Source organism: Actinophytocola sp. (genome assembly GCF_035762905.1).
Classification (GTDB): domain Bacteria; phylum Actinomycetota; class Actinomycetes; order Mycobacteriales; family Pseudonocardiaceae; genus DASYTH01.
In genome coordinates this window covers 65,960-81,384 of record NZ_DASUCC010000070.1, presented here as the reverse complement: position 1 = coordinate 81,384, position 15,425 = coordinate 65,960, and the positions used below count along the sequence as shown (strand labels likewise).

16 protein-coding genes and 1 riboswitch are annotated in these 15,425 nt (G+C 72.5%); of the genes, 8 read left to right on the top strand and 8 right to left on the bottom strand.

Annotation, left to right across the window (positions count from 1 at the left end; translation table 11 throughout):
- The first annotated feature begins 13 nt into the window (after nucleotides 1-13).
- Nucleotides 14-814, top strand: a complete 801-nt coding sequence (locus VFV67_RS13900) for an ESX secretion-associated protein EspG (protein WP_326470195.1) — start codon at nucleotides 14-16, stop codon at nucleotides 812-814.
- Between the two features lie 52 nt (nucleotides 815-866).
- Entirely contained in the window at nucleotides 867-1,529 is a 663-nt protein-coding gene (locus VFV67_RS13895; RefSeq protein ID WP_326470193.1) for a DUF3159 domain-containing protein, read from the top strand.
- Nucleotides 1,530-1,652: 123 nt separating this feature from the next.
- Here the strand turns inward: VFV67_RS13895 and VFV67_RS13890 are convergent, their stop codons facing one another.
- The 3 genes from VFV67_RS13890 to VFV67_RS13880 are packed head-to-tail and all read right to left on the bottom strand — an operon-like array spanning nucleotide 1,653 to nucleotide 4,125.
- The gene (locus VFV67_RS13890) at nucleotides 1,653-2,615 is read right to left on the bottom strand and encodes an N-acetylglucosamine kinase (protein WP_326470192.1); all 963 of its coding nucleotides are present in this window, start codon (nucleotides 2,613-2,615) and stop codon (nucleotides 1,653-1,655) included.
- Nucleotides 2,612-3,055, bottom strand: a complete 444-nt coding sequence (locus VFV67_RS13885; protein ID WP_326470191.1) for a helix-turn-helix domain-containing protein — start codon at nucleotides 3,053-3,055, stop codon at nucleotides 2,612-2,614. The genes VFV67_RS13890 and VFV67_RS13885 overlap by 4 nt, the downstream gene beginning before the upstream one ends.
- Nucleotides 3,056-3,075: 20 nt before the next feature.
- Nucleotides 3,076-4,125 carry an SIS domain-containing protein gene (locus VFV67_RS13880; protein ID WP_326470190.1) on the bottom strand — a complete coding sequence of 350 codons (1,050 nt, stop codon included), beginning with the start codon at nucleotides 4,123-4,125 and terminating at the stop codon, nucleotides 3,076-3,078.
- Between the two features lie 144 nt (nucleotides 4,126-4,269).
- Between VFV67_RS13880 and VFV67_RS13875 the strand changes: the two genes are divergently transcribed.
- Both VFV67_RS13875 and VFV67_RS13870 read left to right on the top strand, forming a co-directional pair.
- Nucleotides 4,270-5,022 (top strand): GntR family transcriptional regulator, encoded by a 753-nt coding sequence (locus VFV67_RS13875; protein ID WP_326470188.1) that lies wholly within the window; start codon nucleotides 4,270-4,272, stop codon nucleotides 5,020-5,022.
- Between the two features lie 186 nt (nucleotides 5,023-5,208).
- The gene (locus VFV67_RS13870) at nucleotides 5,209-6,753 is read left to right on the top strand and encodes an MFS transporter (RefSeq protein WP_326470187.1); all 1,545 of its coding nucleotides are present in this window, start codon (nucleotides 5,209-5,211) and stop codon (nucleotides 6,751-6,753) included.
- Here the strand turns inward: VFV67_RS13870 and VFV67_RS13865 are convergent, their stop codons facing one another.
- Nucleotides 6,754-7,707, bottom strand: a complete 954-nt coding sequence (locus VFV67_RS13865; RefSeq protein ID WP_326470186.1) for a threonine/serine dehydratase — start codon at nucleotides 7,705-7,707, stop codon at nucleotides 6,754-6,756. It abuts the gene before it with no gap.
- A gap of 367 nt (nucleotides 7,708-8,074) precedes the next feature.
- Here VFV67_RS13865 and VFV67_RS13860 point away from each other — a divergent pair, with 367 nt between their 5' ends.
- The gene (locus tag VFV67_RS13860; protein WP_326470185.1) at nucleotides 8,075-9,127 is read left to right on the top strand and encodes a S1 family peptidase; all 1,053 of its coding nucleotides are present in this window, start codon (nucleotides 8,075-8,077) and stop codon (nucleotides 9,125-9,127) included.
- Nucleotides 9,128-9,235: 108 nt separating this feature from the next.
- Here VFV67_RS13860 and thiE read toward each other — a convergent pair whose 3' ends face one another.
- Nucleotides 9,236-9,886 (bottom strand): thiamine phosphate synthase, encoded by a 651-nt coding sequence (thiE, locus tag VFV67_RS13855; RefSeq protein WP_326470184.1) that lies wholly within the window; start codon nucleotides 9,884-9,886, stop codon nucleotides 9,236-9,238.
- 28 nt (nucleotides 9,887-9,914) lie between these two features.
- A riboswitch (TPP riboswitch) is annotated at nucleotides 9,915-10,023 on the top strand.
- On the opposite strand from thiE, the gene thiO reads away from it, so the two are divergent.
- The 3 genes from thiO (at nucleotide 10,012) to VFV67_RS13840 (ending at nucleotide 12,063) form a co-directional block, all read left to right on the top strand.
- Nucleotides 10,012-11,106 (top strand): glycine oxidase ThiO, encoded by a 1,095-nt coding sequence (gene thiO, locus VFV67_RS13850; RefSeq protein ID WP_326470183.1) that lies wholly within the window; start codon nucleotides 10,012-10,014, stop codon nucleotides 11,104-11,106. Its footprint overlaps the riboswitch before it by 12 nt.
- On the top strand, nucleotides 11,103-11,306 hold the full coding sequence (gene thiS, locus VFV67_RS13845) for a sulfur carrier protein ThiS (protein WP_414636245.1): 204 nt from the start codon (nucleotides 11,103-11,105) through the stop codon (nucleotides 11,304-11,306). Before thiO ends, thiS begins: the two co-directional genes overlap by 4 nt.
- Nucleotide 11,307: 1 nt before the next feature.
- On the top strand, nucleotides 11,308-12,063 hold the full coding sequence (locus VFV67_RS13840; RefSeq protein ID WP_326470181.1) for a thiazole synthase: 756 nt from the start codon (nucleotides 11,308-11,310) through the stop codon (nucleotides 12,061-12,063).
- A 12-nt stretch (nucleotides 12,064-12,075) separates the two neighbouring features.
- On the opposite strand, the gene VFV67_RS13835 is transcribed toward VFV67_RS13840, so the two are convergent.
- From VFV67_RS13835 to thiC, 3 genes are read right to left on the bottom strand one after another with little or no spacing between them, the layout of a single operon-like run.
- The gene (locus VFV67_RS13835; RefSeq protein WP_326470180.1) at nucleotides 12,076-12,891 is read right to left on the bottom strand and encodes an ion transporter; all 816 of its coding nucleotides are present in this window, start codon (nucleotides 12,889-12,891) and stop codon (nucleotides 12,076-12,078) included.
- Nucleotides 12,888-13,730 (bottom strand): bifunctional hydroxymethylpyrimidine kinase/phosphomethylpyrimidine kinase, encoded by an 843-nt coding sequence (gene thiD / locus VFV67_RS13830; RefSeq protein WP_326470179.1) that lies wholly within the window; start codon nucleotides 13,728-13,730, stop codon nucleotides 12,888-12,890. The genes VFV67_RS13835 and thiD overlap by 4 nt, the downstream gene beginning before the upstream one ends.
- Nucleotides 13,727-15,379 (bottom strand): phosphomethylpyrimidine synthase ThiC, encoded by a 1,653-nt coding sequence (gene thiC, locus VFV67_RS13825; RefSeq protein ID WP_326470177.1) that lies wholly within the window; start codon nucleotides 15,377-15,379, stop codon nucleotides 13,727-13,729. The genes thiD and thiC overlap by 4 nt, the downstream gene beginning before the upstream one ends.
- Nucleotides 15,380-15,425: the final 46 nt, after the last annotated feature.

Genomic DNA, 15,425 nt, shown 5'->3' with positions numbered 1-15,425 from the left:
GAGAACCGCCCACATGGCAGTGATAGGCGAGCTTTCGCTGCCGATGGTCGACATCCTGTGGGCGGACCTCGAACTCGGCACGCTGCCGTTTCCGCTCCAGGTGTCCGGCCACGGCGACACCGCCGAGGAGCGGGACCGGATCCGGCGGGCGGTCTACACCGAGCTGGAGCGGCGCGATCTCGCCCTGTACGGCCGGATCGGCGCCGACCTGGACTACGCGCTGCGCCTGCTGGCCGCGCCAACGATCTCCATCGATCTGGTCGCGCTGCCCGAGCTCACCGACCCGCTGCCGGTGCGTGCGGTGGTCGCGGCCCGCGGCAAGCGCGCCGTGCTGGCCGTGCAGCGCGAGCTGAACCTCCGCCTGGCCATGGTGCGCCACTCGGCGATCGCCGCCTCGATCGTGGACCTGTTGCCGCCCAACCGGTACGGCCCGGGGCCGTCGGTGACGCTGCCGGCCGCCCAGGTGTCCCGCGCGCCGGCCCGGGTCGGCCGGCACCGGCGCGACGAGCCGGGTGGTGCGGTGCTGCGCACCGCGACCCGGCAGGCCGACCGGACCGCCGAGCAGCGCTGGCTGGACACGATCATGGAGCGGCCGGTGTTGCGCGCCGGCAGCTTCGGCCTGGTGCTGCGGGACGAGCACGGCAAGCCGCAGCGGCTGCCCGGGTTCGGCTTCTTCGACACCGACCAGGGCCGCTACGCCACCAGCGTCAGCCACGGCGTGGACGGTGAGGACTGGACCACCCTGGCGCCGTCGGACAACCCGCGGCTGGCCCACCGGCTCAACGAGCTCATGCTGGCCGCACTGCGGGAGTGACCTCGGCGGGTTAGGTCTACCTAACCTCGGTGCGGTTTGGCAGGCTGGGTGTGTGACCGAGCCGTCGACCGATCAGCGCGCCCCCGGCGAGTCGCTGCGCGAGCTGCTCGGCGGCCGGCGCGGCGTGTTCGACGCCAGCCTGCCGCCGGCCGTGTTCGTGGTGGGGTGGCTGGCCTCCGGCGGGTCGATCGCGTGGGGCGCCGGGGTCGCGGTGGCCTTCGGGGTGGTCATCGGAGTGTTCCGGCTGGTCAAGGGCCACCGGGTGACCGCGGTGCTGGCCAGCGTCGCCGCGGTGGCGGCCGGCTCGCTGATCGCCCTCTACACCGGGCGGGCCCAGGACTTCTTCCTCATCCAGCTGCTCGCCAACATCGCCAGCGCGCTGGCCTGGGCGGTGAGCATCCTGATCCGCTGGCCGCTGCTCGGCGTGGTGGTCGGCACCCTGCTCGGGCAGAAGACCCGCTGGCGCCGGGACCCGGACCTGCTGCGCGCCTACAGCCGGGCCAGCTGGGTGTGGGTGCTGCTGCAGTACTCGCTGCGCGTACTGGTCTACGGGGTGCTGTGGGTGACCGGCTCGGTGGTCGCCCTCGGCATCGCCCGGGTGGCCCTGTCCTGGCCGCTGGTCGCCGCCACGATCGCGGTCAGCGCGGTCGCCTTCCAACGCGCCCTGCCCGACGACCACCCCGGCTTCCGCCACCCCAAGCCCCCGGCCAGCTAAGGCCCTTCCTGGATCACCGTGGAAAGTCTTGGACCGACCAACGCGACCTCAGGGGCACCGTGACGCAACCCAGCCACAATCAATCCGCTAACCGCACCATCGGCTGAAACGCAACAACAGCAGTTAATCCCGGAAAGGCGGAACAGTGCCGAGGACCTTGAGGGCCGCGAGCCAGGCGGCGCCGGCCGCGGCGTCGGTGGCGAACAGCACCGGGTCGCCGGTGTGCTCGACGAGTCGGGTGCGGACCGTCTCGCCAACCGGACTTCCCGGTCCGACAACGCTTCCGACCAGCACGACCGGGGTGTGCGCGCCGGGGGAGCGGGCCCGCAGCGCCTGGTCGGTCAGGTGCCCGGCGGCGGCCGCGACGATCCGCGCGGCCCGCGGGTCGGTGGCCGCGTGCGCGCTGACCAGCGTGGCGAACCGGGCCAGCCGGATCGGCGGTTCGGCGTTGGCCGCGGTGATCAGCCGGGAGTCGGTGCCCGAACGCCAGTCGTGCGGCTCGGTGACCGCGTCGGTGCCCAGCGCCTCGGTCAGCACCGCGGCGGCCAGCGGGCCGATGTCCGGTCCGGCCCGAACGGCGTCCAGGGTGGCGCGCACCGCCTCGCGGCCGATCCAGAACGCCGAGCCGTCGTCGCCGAGCAGCCAGCCGTATCCGCCGACCACGAACGCCTGGCGGCGGGCCACGATCCGCACCGCGATCGAACCGGTGCCGCCGACCAGCACGGTGCCGTCCGGTTCCGCGGTCGCCGACGCGTAGGCCGCCTCGGCGTCGGACACCGCGGTGACCGGGCAGTCCAGGCCGACCCGGTGCAGGTTGTCCTCGAACACCGCGCCGATGTCCGGATCGGACAGTTTGCTGACGCCGGCCAGTCCGAGCACGCAATGCCTGACACCGCCCGGATCCGCGGCCCCCAGCGCGGCGGCGACCGCCTCGGCCACCCGCTTGCCGGCCAGCTCCGGCGGGTGCGAGTTCGGGTTGGCGCCGGCCGATGTTCCGCGCCCCAGCACCGATCCGTCCGGCGCGACGGCCACCGCCCTGGTCGACGTGGCACCGATGTCCACCCCGACGACGCTCTCGCCGGTCACCGCGCGGTCTCGATCGTGACCTGCTCGCTGGTCAGCTTTCCCTGGCAGTGCGCGCAATGCACCTCGGCGTGCGTGGTGTGCCCGCAGCCGTTGTGCAGCAACGTGACCGGCGGCGGCGAGCCGTCACCCAGCCACTGGTCGCCCCACCGCATGATCGCGGCCAGCGCCGGGAAGAAGTCCCGGCCCATCTCGCTGAGCACGTACTCGTACCGGGCCGGGCGTTCCTGGTAGCGAACCCGGTTCAACAACCCCGCGCCGACCAGCCGGTCCAGCCGCTCGGTCAGCGTGTTGCGGGCGATCCCCAGCGACAGCTGGAACTTGTCGAACCTGCTCACCCCATAGAAGGCCTCGCGCAGCACGAGCAACGTCCATTGATCACCAAGCAGGTCCATGGTCCTCGCGATGGAGCACGGCCACCTGGCGAACGAGGTCCGGCGCATGGAGGGAGTGTAGGGAGGAGTCAGCGGGTGCGGGTGACTTTGTTCAACCCGCGTGGCCGATCCGGATCGCCGCCGCGGGCCAACGCCAGCTCGAGGGCGAGTTGTTGCAGCGGAAGGACCTCAAGGACCGGGGCCACCTCGTCGGCGGTGCGCGGCACGTCGATCCGCGGGCCGGTGGTCACCTCCGCCGCGGCCGAGCCGACGGCGAGCACGTCCGCGCCGCGCTCCCGGACCGCGGCCACCACGTCCCGCATGGCGGCGCCGCCGGGGCCGGCGCTGGCCACCGCCAGCACCCCCGTCTCGGCGTCGATCGCGGCCACCGGACCGTGCAGCAGGTCCGCGCCGCTGTACGCCCGGGCGGCCAGGTAGCTGGTCTCGGCCAGCTTGAGTGCCGCCTCCGCGGCGGTGGCCGAGGAGTAGCCGCGGCCGGTGGTGACGATCCGCTCGACGAACCGGTACCGGTCGGCGGCCTCGCGCACCGGTCCGGCCGAGCCGGCCAGGGTCTGCTCGGCCAGGTCACCGATGCCGGCCGCGGCCGCACCTGTGCCGTCGCGCACCGCGTCCACCAGCAGGTAGAGGGTGAGCAGGCTGGCGGTGTAGGTCTTGGTGGCGGCCACCGCCAGCTCCTCGCCGGCACCGATCCCGACGGCCAGTTCGGCCACCGAGGCGAGCGGGGATTCCGGGTTGTTGGTGACCGCGACGGTGAGCGCGCCGCACCGGCGGGCGGCCTGGGTCGCCTCCACCAGGTCGGGCGAGCCGCCGCTCTGGCTGACGGTCAGGAACAGCACATCGGCCAGGTCCGGCTCGACGCCGTAGAGCGTGGTGGTGGACGGCGAGGCGAGCCCGGCGGGCAGCCGGAGCAGGATCTCGATCAGGTACTTGGCGTAGAGCGCGGCGTGGTCGCTCGAGCCGCGCGCGGCCAGCAGCGCGAACCGGGGCCGGCGCCGGCCGATCGCCGCGGCGACGCCCGCGAACTCCGCCCGGCGGCCGAGCACGGCGTCGAACACCGCCGGTTGGGCGGCGATCTCGGCCCGCATCCGCGCGCCGGGGGCCAGCGCGGCTGGGTTCATCGAGCGTCCTCCTTGGCAGATCTCCAGGTCTAGACCAATATTACCCGGGGCGTTCCGGCACACATGTGACGATATGGGTGCGGCGTGATCGCTTCTGTCGCCGATGACAGGCATTCTGTACCTGGGACGGTTCGAGGAGGAGCAATGCTCGATACGCCGGCGAGCGACGCGCACGACGTGATTGCCCGGGTGCAGCGGGAGCCGAAGTACTGGGGCCTCAAGCGTCACCTGCTCGAGGTGCTCGGCTCGCTGCCGCCCGGGTCGCCGATTCCCACCGAGCGCTCGCTGGCCGCGCAGTTCGACGTGTCCCGCACGACCGTGCGGCAGGCCCTTGCCGAGCTGACCGTCGAGGGTCGGCTGCTGCGCGTGCAGGGCAAGGGCACGTTCGCCGCGGAGCCGAAGATGGCCCAGCGGCTGCAGCTGTCCTCCTACACCGAGGACATGCGGGCGCAGGGCCGCGAGCCGTCGTCCAAGCTGCTCGACGTGTCCGAGGTGCCGGCCGAGCCGGAGCTGTCCCGGCTGCTGGGCATCCGGCCCACCGCCAAGGTGCTGCGGCTGCAGCGGTTGCGGCTGGCCGACGGCGAGCCGATGGCCATCGAGACCACGCACCTGCCGCTCGGCCGGTTCCGCGGGCTGCGCCGGTTCGTCACCAGCGGGGTGTCCCTGTATCAGGTGCTGCGCGAGCGGTTCGACGTGGAGATGGGGCACGCGGAGGAGACCATCGAGACCGCGCTTGCCGGTCCGCACGAGGCGGAGCTGCTCGGCGCGGACGTGGGAATGCCGATGCTGCTGCTGTCCCGGCAGACCTTCGACACCGAGGGCCGCCCGGTGGAATGGGTGCGCTCGGTGTACCGGGGGGATCGCTACAAGTTCGTGGCGACGCTGAACAGGCCGTGAGCGAGCCCGCGAGCGAACCAACGGGCACTGCCCGGCCGCCGAGCTTGCGAGGCGGGCGGGTCAGGCGGCTGCGAGCTTGCGAGTTGCCGCTATGAGCGAGCCCGCGAGCGAACCATCGGGCACTGCCCGGCCGCCGAGCTTGCGAGGCGGGCGGGTCAGGCGGCTGCGAGCTTGCGAGTTGCCGCTATGAGTGCGTCATCGGGCCCTGTCCCCGCGGCGGCGGGCGAGGTCCGGTGGGGGACCGCCGCGGCACGCGGGGTGCTGGCCACCACGATCCTCGGGTCCGGGATGGCGTTCCTGGACAGCACGATCATCAACGTCGCGCTGCCGCAGATCGGCCGGGATCTGAGCGCCTCGGTGGCCGACCTGCAGTGGATGCTGGACGGCTACATGCTGTCGCTGGCCGCGCTGATCCTGATCGCCGGCTCGCTCGGCGACCGGTACGGCCGGCGCCGGGTGTTCGTGATCGGCGTGGTGTGGTTCGGCCTGGCCTCGGTGCTGTGCGGGGCGGCGCAGAGCACCGGTCAACTGGTCGCCGCCCGGGTGCTGCAGGGGATCGGCGGCGCGCTGCTCACCCCGGGCTCGCTGGCGATCATCCAGTCGTCGTTCGTGCGTGCGGACCGGGCGCGGGCGATCGGCGCCTGGTCCGGGCTGGGCGGGATCGCCGGGGCGATCGGGCCGCTGCTCGGCGGCCTGGTGGTGCAGGTCTGGTCCTGGCGGCTGGCGTTCCTGATCAACCTGCCGCTGGCCGCGCTGTGCGTGTGGCTCGCCGGGCGGTACCTGCCGGAGTCCCGGGACGAGCAGCTGGCCGGCACCCATCCGGACGTGTTCGACTCCGCGCTGGCCGCGCTCGGCCTCGCCGGGCTGACCTACGCGCTGGTGGAGCTGCCGGTGCGCGGCGCGGACGATCCGGTGCTGCTGGCGACCGGGCTGGTCGGGGTGCTCGCGCTGGCCGCGTTCGTGGTGCTGCAGCGGCTGCGCCGTGATCCGCTCGTCCCGCCGGACATGTTCGCCGACCGCACGTTCACCCTGGCCAACGCGCTGACCTTCGTGGTCTACGCGGCGCTGGGCGGCGTGATGATGCTGTTCGTGATGCAGCTTCAGGTGTCGCTGGGCTACTCGCCGATCGCGGCCGGGGTGGCCGGACTGCCGATCACCCTGATCCTGCTGCTGCTCTCGGCCCGGTCCGGCCAGCTCGCCCAGCGGTACGGGCCGCGTTGGTTCCTGGTGATCGGCCCGTTCGTGATCGCGACCGGCATGCTGCTGCTGACCAGGATCGGGCCCGGGTCGTCGTACCTGGCCGACGTGCTGCCCGCCGTTGTGGTGTTCGGCCTCGGCCTGGCCTGCGTGGTCGCCCCGGTCACCGCGGCTGTGCTTGCCGCCGCCGAGGACCGGCACGCCGGGATCGCCTCCGGCGTGAACAACGCGATCGCCCGGACCGGCGGCCTGCTTGCGGTCGCCGTGCTGCCCGCCGTCGCCGGCCTGTCCGGCACCGCCTACATGGACCCCGCCGCGCTCACCGCCGGGTTCCGCACCGCCATGATCGTCTGCGCCGCCATGTGCGCCCTCGGCGGCGTGCTCGCCCTCGGCATCCGCAATGACGTCCTGGCCGTGCCGCCCACCGAACCGGTGCCCGACCATCCCCGGCCCGGTGACTGCTTCCACTGCGGCGTCGAAGGCCCGCCGACGCACGTCGAGCCCACCCACCGGGTGGGCACCGCGTCGAGCTGATCAGCCGGCCAGTGCCCGGGTGAGGACGGCCGGGTCGATGTTGCCGCCGGAGACCACGGCGACCGTGCGGCCGGGCGGGAAGTCGGCCGCGTGGTTCAGGTAGGCCGCCGTGCTGGCGGCGCCGCTGGGTTCGGCGATCAGGCGGGCGGTGCGGGCCAGGTGGGCGACCGCGGCGAGCAACTCGTCCTCGGTGACCGTGACGATGCCGTCCACCAGCTTGCGCAGGTGGGCGAAGGTCAGCTCGGACGGCTCGGCGCGCAGGCCGTCGGCCATGGTGCGGGCCCGGTCGGCGGGCGCCCAGTGCACGCGTTCGCCTGCGGCAAGGCCCTCGGCGGTGTCGGCGGCGAGCACCGGTTCCACGCCGATCACGGCGGCCTGCGGGCGCAGTGCCTTGACCGCGCCGGCGATGCCGGAGATCAGGCCGCCGCCGCTGACCGGGACCAGGACCACGTCGACGTCCGGCAGGTCGGCGACGATCTCCAGCCCGATGGTGCCCTGGCCGGCGATCACGTCCGGATGGTCGAACGGCGGGATCAGCGCGAGCCCGCGCTCCCGGCCGATCTCGGCCGCGGCGGACTCCCGGTCGGGCAGCGGCACCTGGACCACTTCGGCGCCGTGCGCGCGGGTGGCCGTCACCTTGATCTCCGGCGCGGTGTCCTCGATCACGATCACCGCCGGCACCCCGAAGGCCCGGGCCGCGTAGGCCACGGCCTGGGCGTGGTTGCCGCTGGAGTAGGCCACCACGCCCCGGGCCCTGGCGTCGGCGGGCAGCCGGGCGATCGCGTGGTAGGCACCGCGGATCTTGAACGCGCCGATCGGTTGCAGGTTTTCCGGCTTGAGCCACAGCGGGCGGTCCGGGTCGGCCCACGGGCAGGGCAGCAGCGGCGTCCGGACGGCGACCGGCTCGATCGTGCGGGCGGCAAGGCGGATGTCATCGATGGTCACGAGTCGCACATAGCACAGTGTGCATCAGCCGGATCTATGTCACCCGTGGTGACCAGTGCGCCCCGGAACAGGGACGATCAAAGATCCGATGATCACGAGAAGTAGTCGAATCGGGTGAAATATGACAACTGTTCCCCCCGTTCGGACCCTTCCGTAACGGCTCGACTACCGCCTAGGTTCATCCGTTGGAGGGTCACCCAAAAGGGTGGCGCTTCGTGGTCCCTCTACACCCGTGCGCGGGCGGACACCACATTCCCCCGTTGCCGGGCCCTGCAACCCATCGAGGGAGACAGAAATGAATCGAACGAGTGTTGCCCGCTTTGCGGGTGCCGCTCTGCTGGCAGTCGGACTGGCCACGTCCATGTCCGTACCCGCCATGGCTGCGCCGCAGTCCTCGGCGATGTTCGACGCCATGCAGGCCGACCTCGGGCTGAGCGCCGACGCCGCGCTGGCCCGGATCGGCCAGGAGAACCGCGCCGTCGTCACCGAAGCCGCCCTGACCGCGCGGCTGGCCGGCAGCTACGCCGGATCCTGGTTCGACAGCACGACCGGCAAGCTGACCGTCGCCACCACCGACGCGTCCCAACTGCAGGCGATCACCGCCACCGGCGCGACCGCAAAGCTGATGGCCCGCAGCGCCGCCCAACTCAGCGCGGTCCAGGCGACGCTGGATGCCGCCACGGCATCGGTGCCGGACACGGTGGCCGGCTGGTACGTCGACGCGAAGTCGAACTCCGTCGTGGTCGAGGTCGTCGGCAACGACGCCGCCGGCCTGGCCTGGGCCGCCGGCAAGGACGTGCGGGTAGAGCACGTCGCCGCCAAACCCCAGACGTTCTGGAACCTGATCGGCGGCCAGGCGATCAACGGTGGCGGCGCGCGCTGCTCGCTCGCCTTCAGCGGCAACGCCGGCAGCACCCGCTACATCCTCACCGCCGGGCACTGCGGTGAGCTCGGCGGCACCTGGACCGGTTCCGGCGGGACGATCGGCCCGGTCGCGAACTTCTCCTTCCCCACCAACGACTACGCGCGGATCCGGATCACCTCGACGGCCGCCGTGCAGACCTCGCTGGTCGACCGGTACTCCTCCGGTTCCGACGTGACCGTCGCCGGCTCGACCCCGGCCGCGATCGGCTCGAGCATCTGCCGCTCGGGCTCGACCACCGGCTGGCGCTGCGGCGTCGTCCAGGCCAACAACCAGACCGTGAACTACGGCGGCGGCGACATCGTCGGCGGCCTGACCCGCACCACCGTGTGCGCGCAGCCCGGCGACTCCGGCGGCGCCTACGTCTCCCCCAACGGTGCGACCCGCGTGCAGGCCCAGGGCATCACCTCCGGTGGCTCCGGCAACTGCACCTCCGGTGGCATCACGTTCCACCAGCCGGTCCGCGAGGCGCTGTCCGCCTACGGCCTGACTCTGATCACCGGATAGACGAGCAGTAACACCCAAGTGTCCTGAACTCCCCCCAGGACACGCGGCGGACGAGCCGAACCCTGCCGGCTCGTCCGCCGCACTGTATTTGATGGTTCGCTCCGGCGCTCACGGTGAACGCAGCAGCCCGGCCAGCTGTTCGGCCGCCGCCCGTGGGTCGTCGGCCTCGGTGATCGCTCGGACCACCACGACCCGGCGCGCGCCCGCGGCCAGCACTCCGGGCAGCCGCGCCGCGTCGATCCCGCCGATGGCGAACCACGGCCGACTCGGCCCGGCCGCAGCGGTGGTCCGGACCAGGTCCAACCCGGGTGCCGGGCGGCCCGGCTTGGTGGGTGTCGGCCAGCACGGGCCGGTGCAGAAGTAGTCCACGCCCGGCTCGGTCGCGGCCACCGCGGCCTGGCCGGGATCGTGGCTGGACCGGCCGATCACCAGGTCGTCGCCGGCGATCCGGCGGGCCCAGCCGACCGGCAGATCGTCCTGCCCCAGATGCAGCACATCGGCCCCGGCGGCGAGCGCCACGTCGGCCCGGTCGTTCACCGCCAGCAGCGCGCCGTGCCGGGCACACACCTCGGCCAGCACCGCCAGCGCCGCCAGCTCCGGTCCGGCCTCAAGACCCTTGTCCCGCAGCTGGACGATGTCCACCCCGCCGGCCAGCGCGGCGTCCACCAGCTCGGCCAGGTCCGGGCGGTTCGGCGTGCACAGGTAGAGCCGCGCGTCCGCCAGCCGCCGCCTGATCTGCGCACCATCCAGTCCCGGCATGCCCGTCACGCTATGCGCTACCGTGGCGGTTGGTCCGCACGGGAGCCCGAAGCGCCGGGCTGAGAGGGGATCCGCCGATCCCGACCGTCGAACCTGATCCGGGTCATGCCGGCGCAGGGAGCGTGATGATGAGCAAACGGATCGCAGTGGTGGGTGCCGGGGTCATCGGGCTGTCCGTGGCCTGGCGCCTGGCCCGCGCCGGACATCCGGTCACGGTCGTCGACCCGGCACCGGGCACCGGGGCGTCCTGGGTGGCCGGCGGAATGCTGGCGCCGGTGGCCGAGGCCGGGCCGGGCGAGGAGGGTCTGCTCGAGATCGGTTCCGCCTCGCTGGAGTGCTGGCCGGCGTTCGCCGACCGGCTGCGGGCCGAGGCGGCCGATCCCGGGCTGCGCACCGAGGGAACGCTGGTGGCCGCGCTGGACGCGACCGACGCGGCCGAGTTGGACACGCTGGCGGATCACCTGTCCGGGCTCGGCCGGCCGGTTCGCCGGCTGTCCGGCCGGGAGCTGCGCGCGCTCGAGCCCGGCGTCGGACCGGGTGTCCGAAGTGGACTACTGGTGCCCGGCGATCTCGCGGTGGACAACCGGGAGCTGTTGCGGGCCCTGCGGAAGGCGGCCCGGGACCGCAAGGTCGAGTTCATCGCGGCGGCCGCGTCCGCGGTGCGCGGCGGTGCCGTGGTACTGACCGATGGATCCATTGTGGACTGTTCGACGGCGGTGGTGGCCGCCGGAGCGTGGAGCGGGGCGCTGCATCCGGCGCTCGCCGGGCTGGTCCGTCCGGTGAAGGGGGAGATCCTGCGGCTGCGCGCCCGGCCGGGAGCGCTGCCCCCGCCCCGGCACACGATCCGGGCGGTGGTCGAGTCGCGCCCGGTCTACCTGGTGCCCCGGTCCGGCGGCGAGCTGGTGCTCGGCGCCACCCAGTACGAGGCCGGGTTCGACACCGAGGTGACCGTGCGGGGCGTGCGCGACCTGCTCGAGGGCGCCGAGCGGATCCTGCCCGGGATCGGCGAGTACGCGCTGACCGAGTGCGCGGCCGGGCTGCGCGCCGGCAGCCGGGACAACCTGCCGCTGATCGGCGAGGTCGAGCCGGGCGTGCTGGTGGCCACCGGCCATCACCGCAACGGCCTGCTGCTTGCGCCGATCACCGCGGACGCCGTGCTCGCCCTGGTCGAGGGTGGGACGCACCCGGCGGCGCGGTTCCGGACGGAGGGAACGACGTGATCGAGGTACGGGTCAACGGGGAGCGCCGGACGCTGCCGGACGGCACCACGGTGGCCGGGCTGCTCGCCGAGCTGGGCATGCCGGTCACCGGTGTCGCGGTGGCGCTGGACGGTGAGGTGGTGCCGCGCACCGGCCACGCCGGCACCCCGGTGCCGGACGGCGCGGTGATCGAGGTGGTCACCGCGGTACAGGGAGGTTGACATGGACGACCCGCTGATCATCGCCGGCCGGGAGTACTCGTCCCGGCTGATCATGGGAACCGGCGGCGCCGGGAACCTGACCGTGCTGGAGCGGGCGCTGGTCGCCGCCGGCACGCAGCTGACCACGGTGGCGATCCGGCGGGTGGACCTTGCCGGCGGCACCGGGCTGCTTGACCTGCTGCGCCGGCTGGGCATCGACCCGCTGCCGAACACCGCGGGCTGCCACACCGCGGCCGAGGCGGTGCTCACCGCCCGGCTGGCCCGCGAGGCGCTGGGCACGTCGTGGATCAAGCTCGAGGTGGTCGCCGACGACCGGACCCTGCTGCCCGACCCGGTCGAACTGCTGGACGCGGCCGGCACGCTGGTAGCCGACGGCTTCACCGTGCTCGCCTACACCAACGACGACCCGGTGCTCGCGTTACGCCTCGAGGAGGCCGGCTGCGCCGCGGTGATGCCGCTCGGCTCGCCGATCGGGACCGGCCTCGGCATCCGCAACCCGCACAACATCGAGCTGATCGTGGCCAGGGCCGGTGTCCCGATCGTGCTGGACGCCGGCATCGGCACCGCGTCCGAGGCCGCGCAGGCGATGGAGCTCGGCTGCGCCGCCGTGCTGCTGGCCACCGCGGTCACCCGCGCCACCGACCCGGAACGCATGGCCGCCGCGATGCGTAACGCCGTCGTCGCCGGCCGCCTGGCCCGCCTCGCCGGCCGGATCCCGCAACGCTTCTGGGCCAAGGCATCCAGCCCACCGCGCTGAACCGCGCCCCGGTTACCGGGGATCCGGCGCGTGCTCGGCGCGCAGCGCGGCCATCTCGGCCCGCAGCGCGCGCATCTCCTCGAGCAGCAGCTTGTCCGAGGCCGCCTGGTCGGCCGCGTGCCGCTCCTCGGCGGCGGCCATCTCGTCGGTCACCCCGCGCTCCATGCCACCGACGACCACCGCGATGAACAGGTTCAGCACCGCGAACGTGGACACCAGGATGTAGACCACGAAGAAGATCCACGCCATCGGCGCTTCCGCCATCACGGCGCGCGCGATGTCCGGCCACGCCTCCCCGGTCATCGTCTGGAACAGGGTGAACAGCGTGGTGCCGAGATCGCCGAAGTACTCCGGTGCGATGTGCGAGAACAGCTTGGTGGCCATCACCCCGGCCACGTACAGCACCAGCCCGAGCAGCAGCCCGATCGAGGCCATCCCGGGCACCGCGGCCAGCAGCGCGGAGACCACCCGGCGCATCGCCGGCACCATCGACAACAGCCGCAGCACCCGCAACACGCGCAGCGCCCGCAGCACCGAGAACGGGCCGGTGGCCGGGATCAGTGAGATCGAGACGATCACGAAGTCGAACACGCTCCACGGGTCGGCGAAGAACTTCCACCCGTAGGCGTAGAGCCGCAACGCCAGCTCCACCACGAAGATGCCGAGCGCGAGCCGGTCGGCGGCGTGCAGGAAGGTGCCGGCCTCCGCGACCAGCTTCGGCGATGTCTCAAGGCCGAGCGTGATCGCGTTGAAGATGATCACGGTGATGATGAACTGCTGGAAGCGCTTGTGCTCGACGAACTCTCGAATGCGTTGGCGTTGCGTCACGGGCCCGATTGTTCAGGATCTTCCGGCGCCAGCCGCCAGAAGGGCGACACCGGCCCGACTCCGGCGCCGAGCGGGTAGGCGGCGCGCACGGACCGGGTGACGAACCGCTTGCCGAACCGGACGGCGGCCGGCACGTCCATTCCCCTGGCCAGCGCGGCGGTGATGGCCGAAGCCATGGTGTCGCCGCCGCCGTGGGTGTGCGGGGTGTCCACCCGCGCCGCCGGCAGCTCGGTGAACTCGGTCCCGTCGTAGAGCAGATCCATGCATTGCCGGTCCTCGTGCATGTGCCCGCCCTTGACCAGCGCCCACCGCGCACCCTGCCCGATCAGGGCCACGGCGGCGTCCCGCTGGTCGGCGTGGTCCCGCACGACGATTCCGGTCAGCAGCCGGACCTCGTCCAGGTTCGGGGTGACCAGGGTGGCCCTCGGGAACAGCTCGCCGCGCAGTGCCGCCAGCGCGTCGTCGCGCAGCAACGGATCGCCGTGCATCGACGCCGCCACCGGGTCGACCACGAACGGGATCCGCCGGTCCCGCCCGATCCCGACCCGGTCGCACGCCCTGGCCACCGCGGCGATGATGTCGGCGTTGGCCAGCATCCCGGTCTTCGCGGCCTGCACGCCGATGTCGCCGGCCACGGTCTCGATCTGGGCGGCCACCACCTCGGCCGGGATCTCGGTGACCGCGCTGACCTTCAGCGAGTTCTGCACCGTCACCGCGGTCACCGCGGTCATCCCGTGCACCCCGCAGGCGAAGAACGTGCGCAGGTCGGCCTGCAACCCGGCGCCGCCGCCGGAGTCCGAGCCGGCGATGGTCAGCACGCGGGGCGGGGTGGCGGTCATCGGTCCACCACCGGCAGGTACACCCGGTCGCCGTGCCGGTGGAACTCCTCGGCCATCTCCCGCATCCCGGCGGAAAGCGCGTCGGCGTCGGACATGCCGTGCTCCTCGGCGTACCGGCGGACGTCCTGGGTGATCTTCATGGAGCAGAACTTCGGACCGCACATGGAGCAGAAGTGCGCCGTCTTGGCCGGCTCGGCCGGCAGCGTCTCGTCGTGGAAGGACCGCGCAGTGTCCGGGTCGAGCGAGAGGTTGAACTGGTCCACCCAGCGAAACTCGAACCGGGCCCGGGACAGCGCATCGTCCCAGTCCTGCGCGTGCGGGTGGCCCTTGGCCAGGTCGGCCGCGTGCGCGGCGATCTTGTAGGTGATCACGCCGGTTTTCACGTCCGCCCGATCCGGCAGGCCGAGATGCTCCTTCGGCGTGACGTAGCACAGCATCGCGGTGCCGGCCCAGCCGATCTGCGCGGCACCGATCGCCGAGGTGATGTGGTCGTAGGCCGGCGCCACGTCCGTCGCAAGTGGACCGAGGGTATAGAACGGTGCCTCGCCGCACAGTTCGTCGCACAGCCGGACGTTCTCGGCGATCTTGTGCATCGGCACGTGTCCGGGCCCTTCGATCATCACCTGCACGTCGTGGTCGCGGGCGATCCGGGTGAGCTCGCCGAGCGTGCGCAGCTCGGCGAACTGGGCCGCGTCGTTGGCGTCGGCGATGCAGCCCGGGCGCAACCCGTCGCCGAGCGAGAAGGTCACGTCGTAGCCGCGCAGGATCTCGCACAGCTCGGCGAAGTGCGTGTAGAGGAAGCTTTCCCGGTGGTGGGCAAGGCACCAGGCGGCCATGATCGACCCGCCGCGAGAGACGATGCCGGTGATTCGGTTGGCGGTCAACGGGATGTACCGCAGGAGCACCCCGGCGTGCACGGTCATGTAGTCCACGCCCTGCTCGCACTGCTCGATCACGGTGTCCCGGTACACCTCCCAGGACAGCCGGGCCGGGTCGCCGCCGACCCGTTCCAGGGCCTGATAGATCGGTACCGTGCCGACCGGAACCGGCGAGTTGCGCAGGATCCACTCCCGGGTCTCGGCGATCCGCTTGCCGGTGGACAGATCCATCACGGTGTCCGCGCCCCACCGGGCGGCCCAGACCATCTTGTCCACCTCCTCCTCGATCGAGGAGGACACCGCGGAGTTGCCGATGTTGGCGTTGATCTTGACAAGGAACCGGCGGCCGATGATCGCCGGCTCGGACTCCGGATGGTTGCGGTTGACCGGAATCACCGCCCGGCCGGCGGCCACCTCGGCCCGGACCAACTCGGCGTCGACGCCCTCCCGGGCGGCGCAGAACCGCATCTCCTCGGTGACGATCCCGGCCTTGGCATACGCTAGCTGGGTCACCGCCCCGGCAACCGGCTCACGGTCGGCGATCCAGTCGGAGCGGAGCTTCGGTAGTCCACTGTGGACATCGATGGCGGCGTCCGGATCGGTGTACGGGCCGGAGGTGTCGTACCGGTCGAAGTGCTCGCCGTTGGTCAGCTCCACCCGGCGCACCGGAACCCGCAGCCCGTCGCCGCAGTCCCGGTATACCTTGTGCGAGCCGGTGATTGGTCCGGTGGTCACGCTCGGCCGAATGGATTGGTCGCGCAACGCGGTCATCGGTTCCTCCCTACGCCGGCATTACCCGGTCAGGTTCCGGCGGTCG

Coding starts and splice junctions, on each gene's coding strand:
- VFV67_RS13880 (WP_326470190.1), bottom strand. CDS start 4,125: ATGAACCCAGCCGCGCTGGCCCCCGGCGCGCGGATGCGGGCCGAGATC.
- thiO (WP_326470183.1), top strand. CDS start 10,012: ATGATGAGCAAACGGATCGCAGTGGTGGGTGCCGGGGTCATCGGGCTG.
- VFV67_RS13885 (WP_326470191.1), bottom strand. CDS start 3,055: ATGCGCCGGACCTCGTTCGCCAGGTGGCCGTGCTCCATCGCGAGGACC.
- thiE (WP_326470184.1), bottom strand. CDS start 9,886: ATGCCGGGACTGGATGGTGCGCAGATCAGGCGGCGGCTGGCGGACGCG.
- VFV67_RS13875 (WP_326470188.1), top strand. CDS start 4,270: ATGCTCGATACGCCGGCGAGCGACGCGCACGACGTGATTGCCCGGGTG.
- VFV67_RS13870 (WP_326470187.1), top strand. CDS start 5,209: ATGAGTGCGTCATCGGGCCCTGTCCCCGCGGCGGCGGGCGAGGTCCGG.
- VFV67_RS13860 (WP_326470185.1), top strand. CDS start 8,075: ATGGCTGCGCCGCAGTCCTCGGCGATGTTCGACGCCATGCAGGCCGAC.
- VFV67_RS13900 (WP_326470195.1), top strand. CDS start 14: ATGGCAGTGATAGGCGAGCTTTCGCTGCCGATGGTCGACATCCTGTGG.
- thiC (WP_326470177.1), bottom strand. CDS start 15,379: ATGACCGCGTTGCGCGACCAATCCATTCGGCCGAGCGTGACCACCGGA.
- thiD (WP_326470179.1), bottom strand. CDS start 13,730: ATGACCGCCACCCCGCCCCGCGTGCTGACCATCGCCGGCTCGGACTCC.
- VFV67_RS13840 (WP_326470181.1), top strand. CDS start 11,308: ATGGACGACCCGCTGATCATCGCCGGCCGGGAGTACTCGTCCCGGCTG.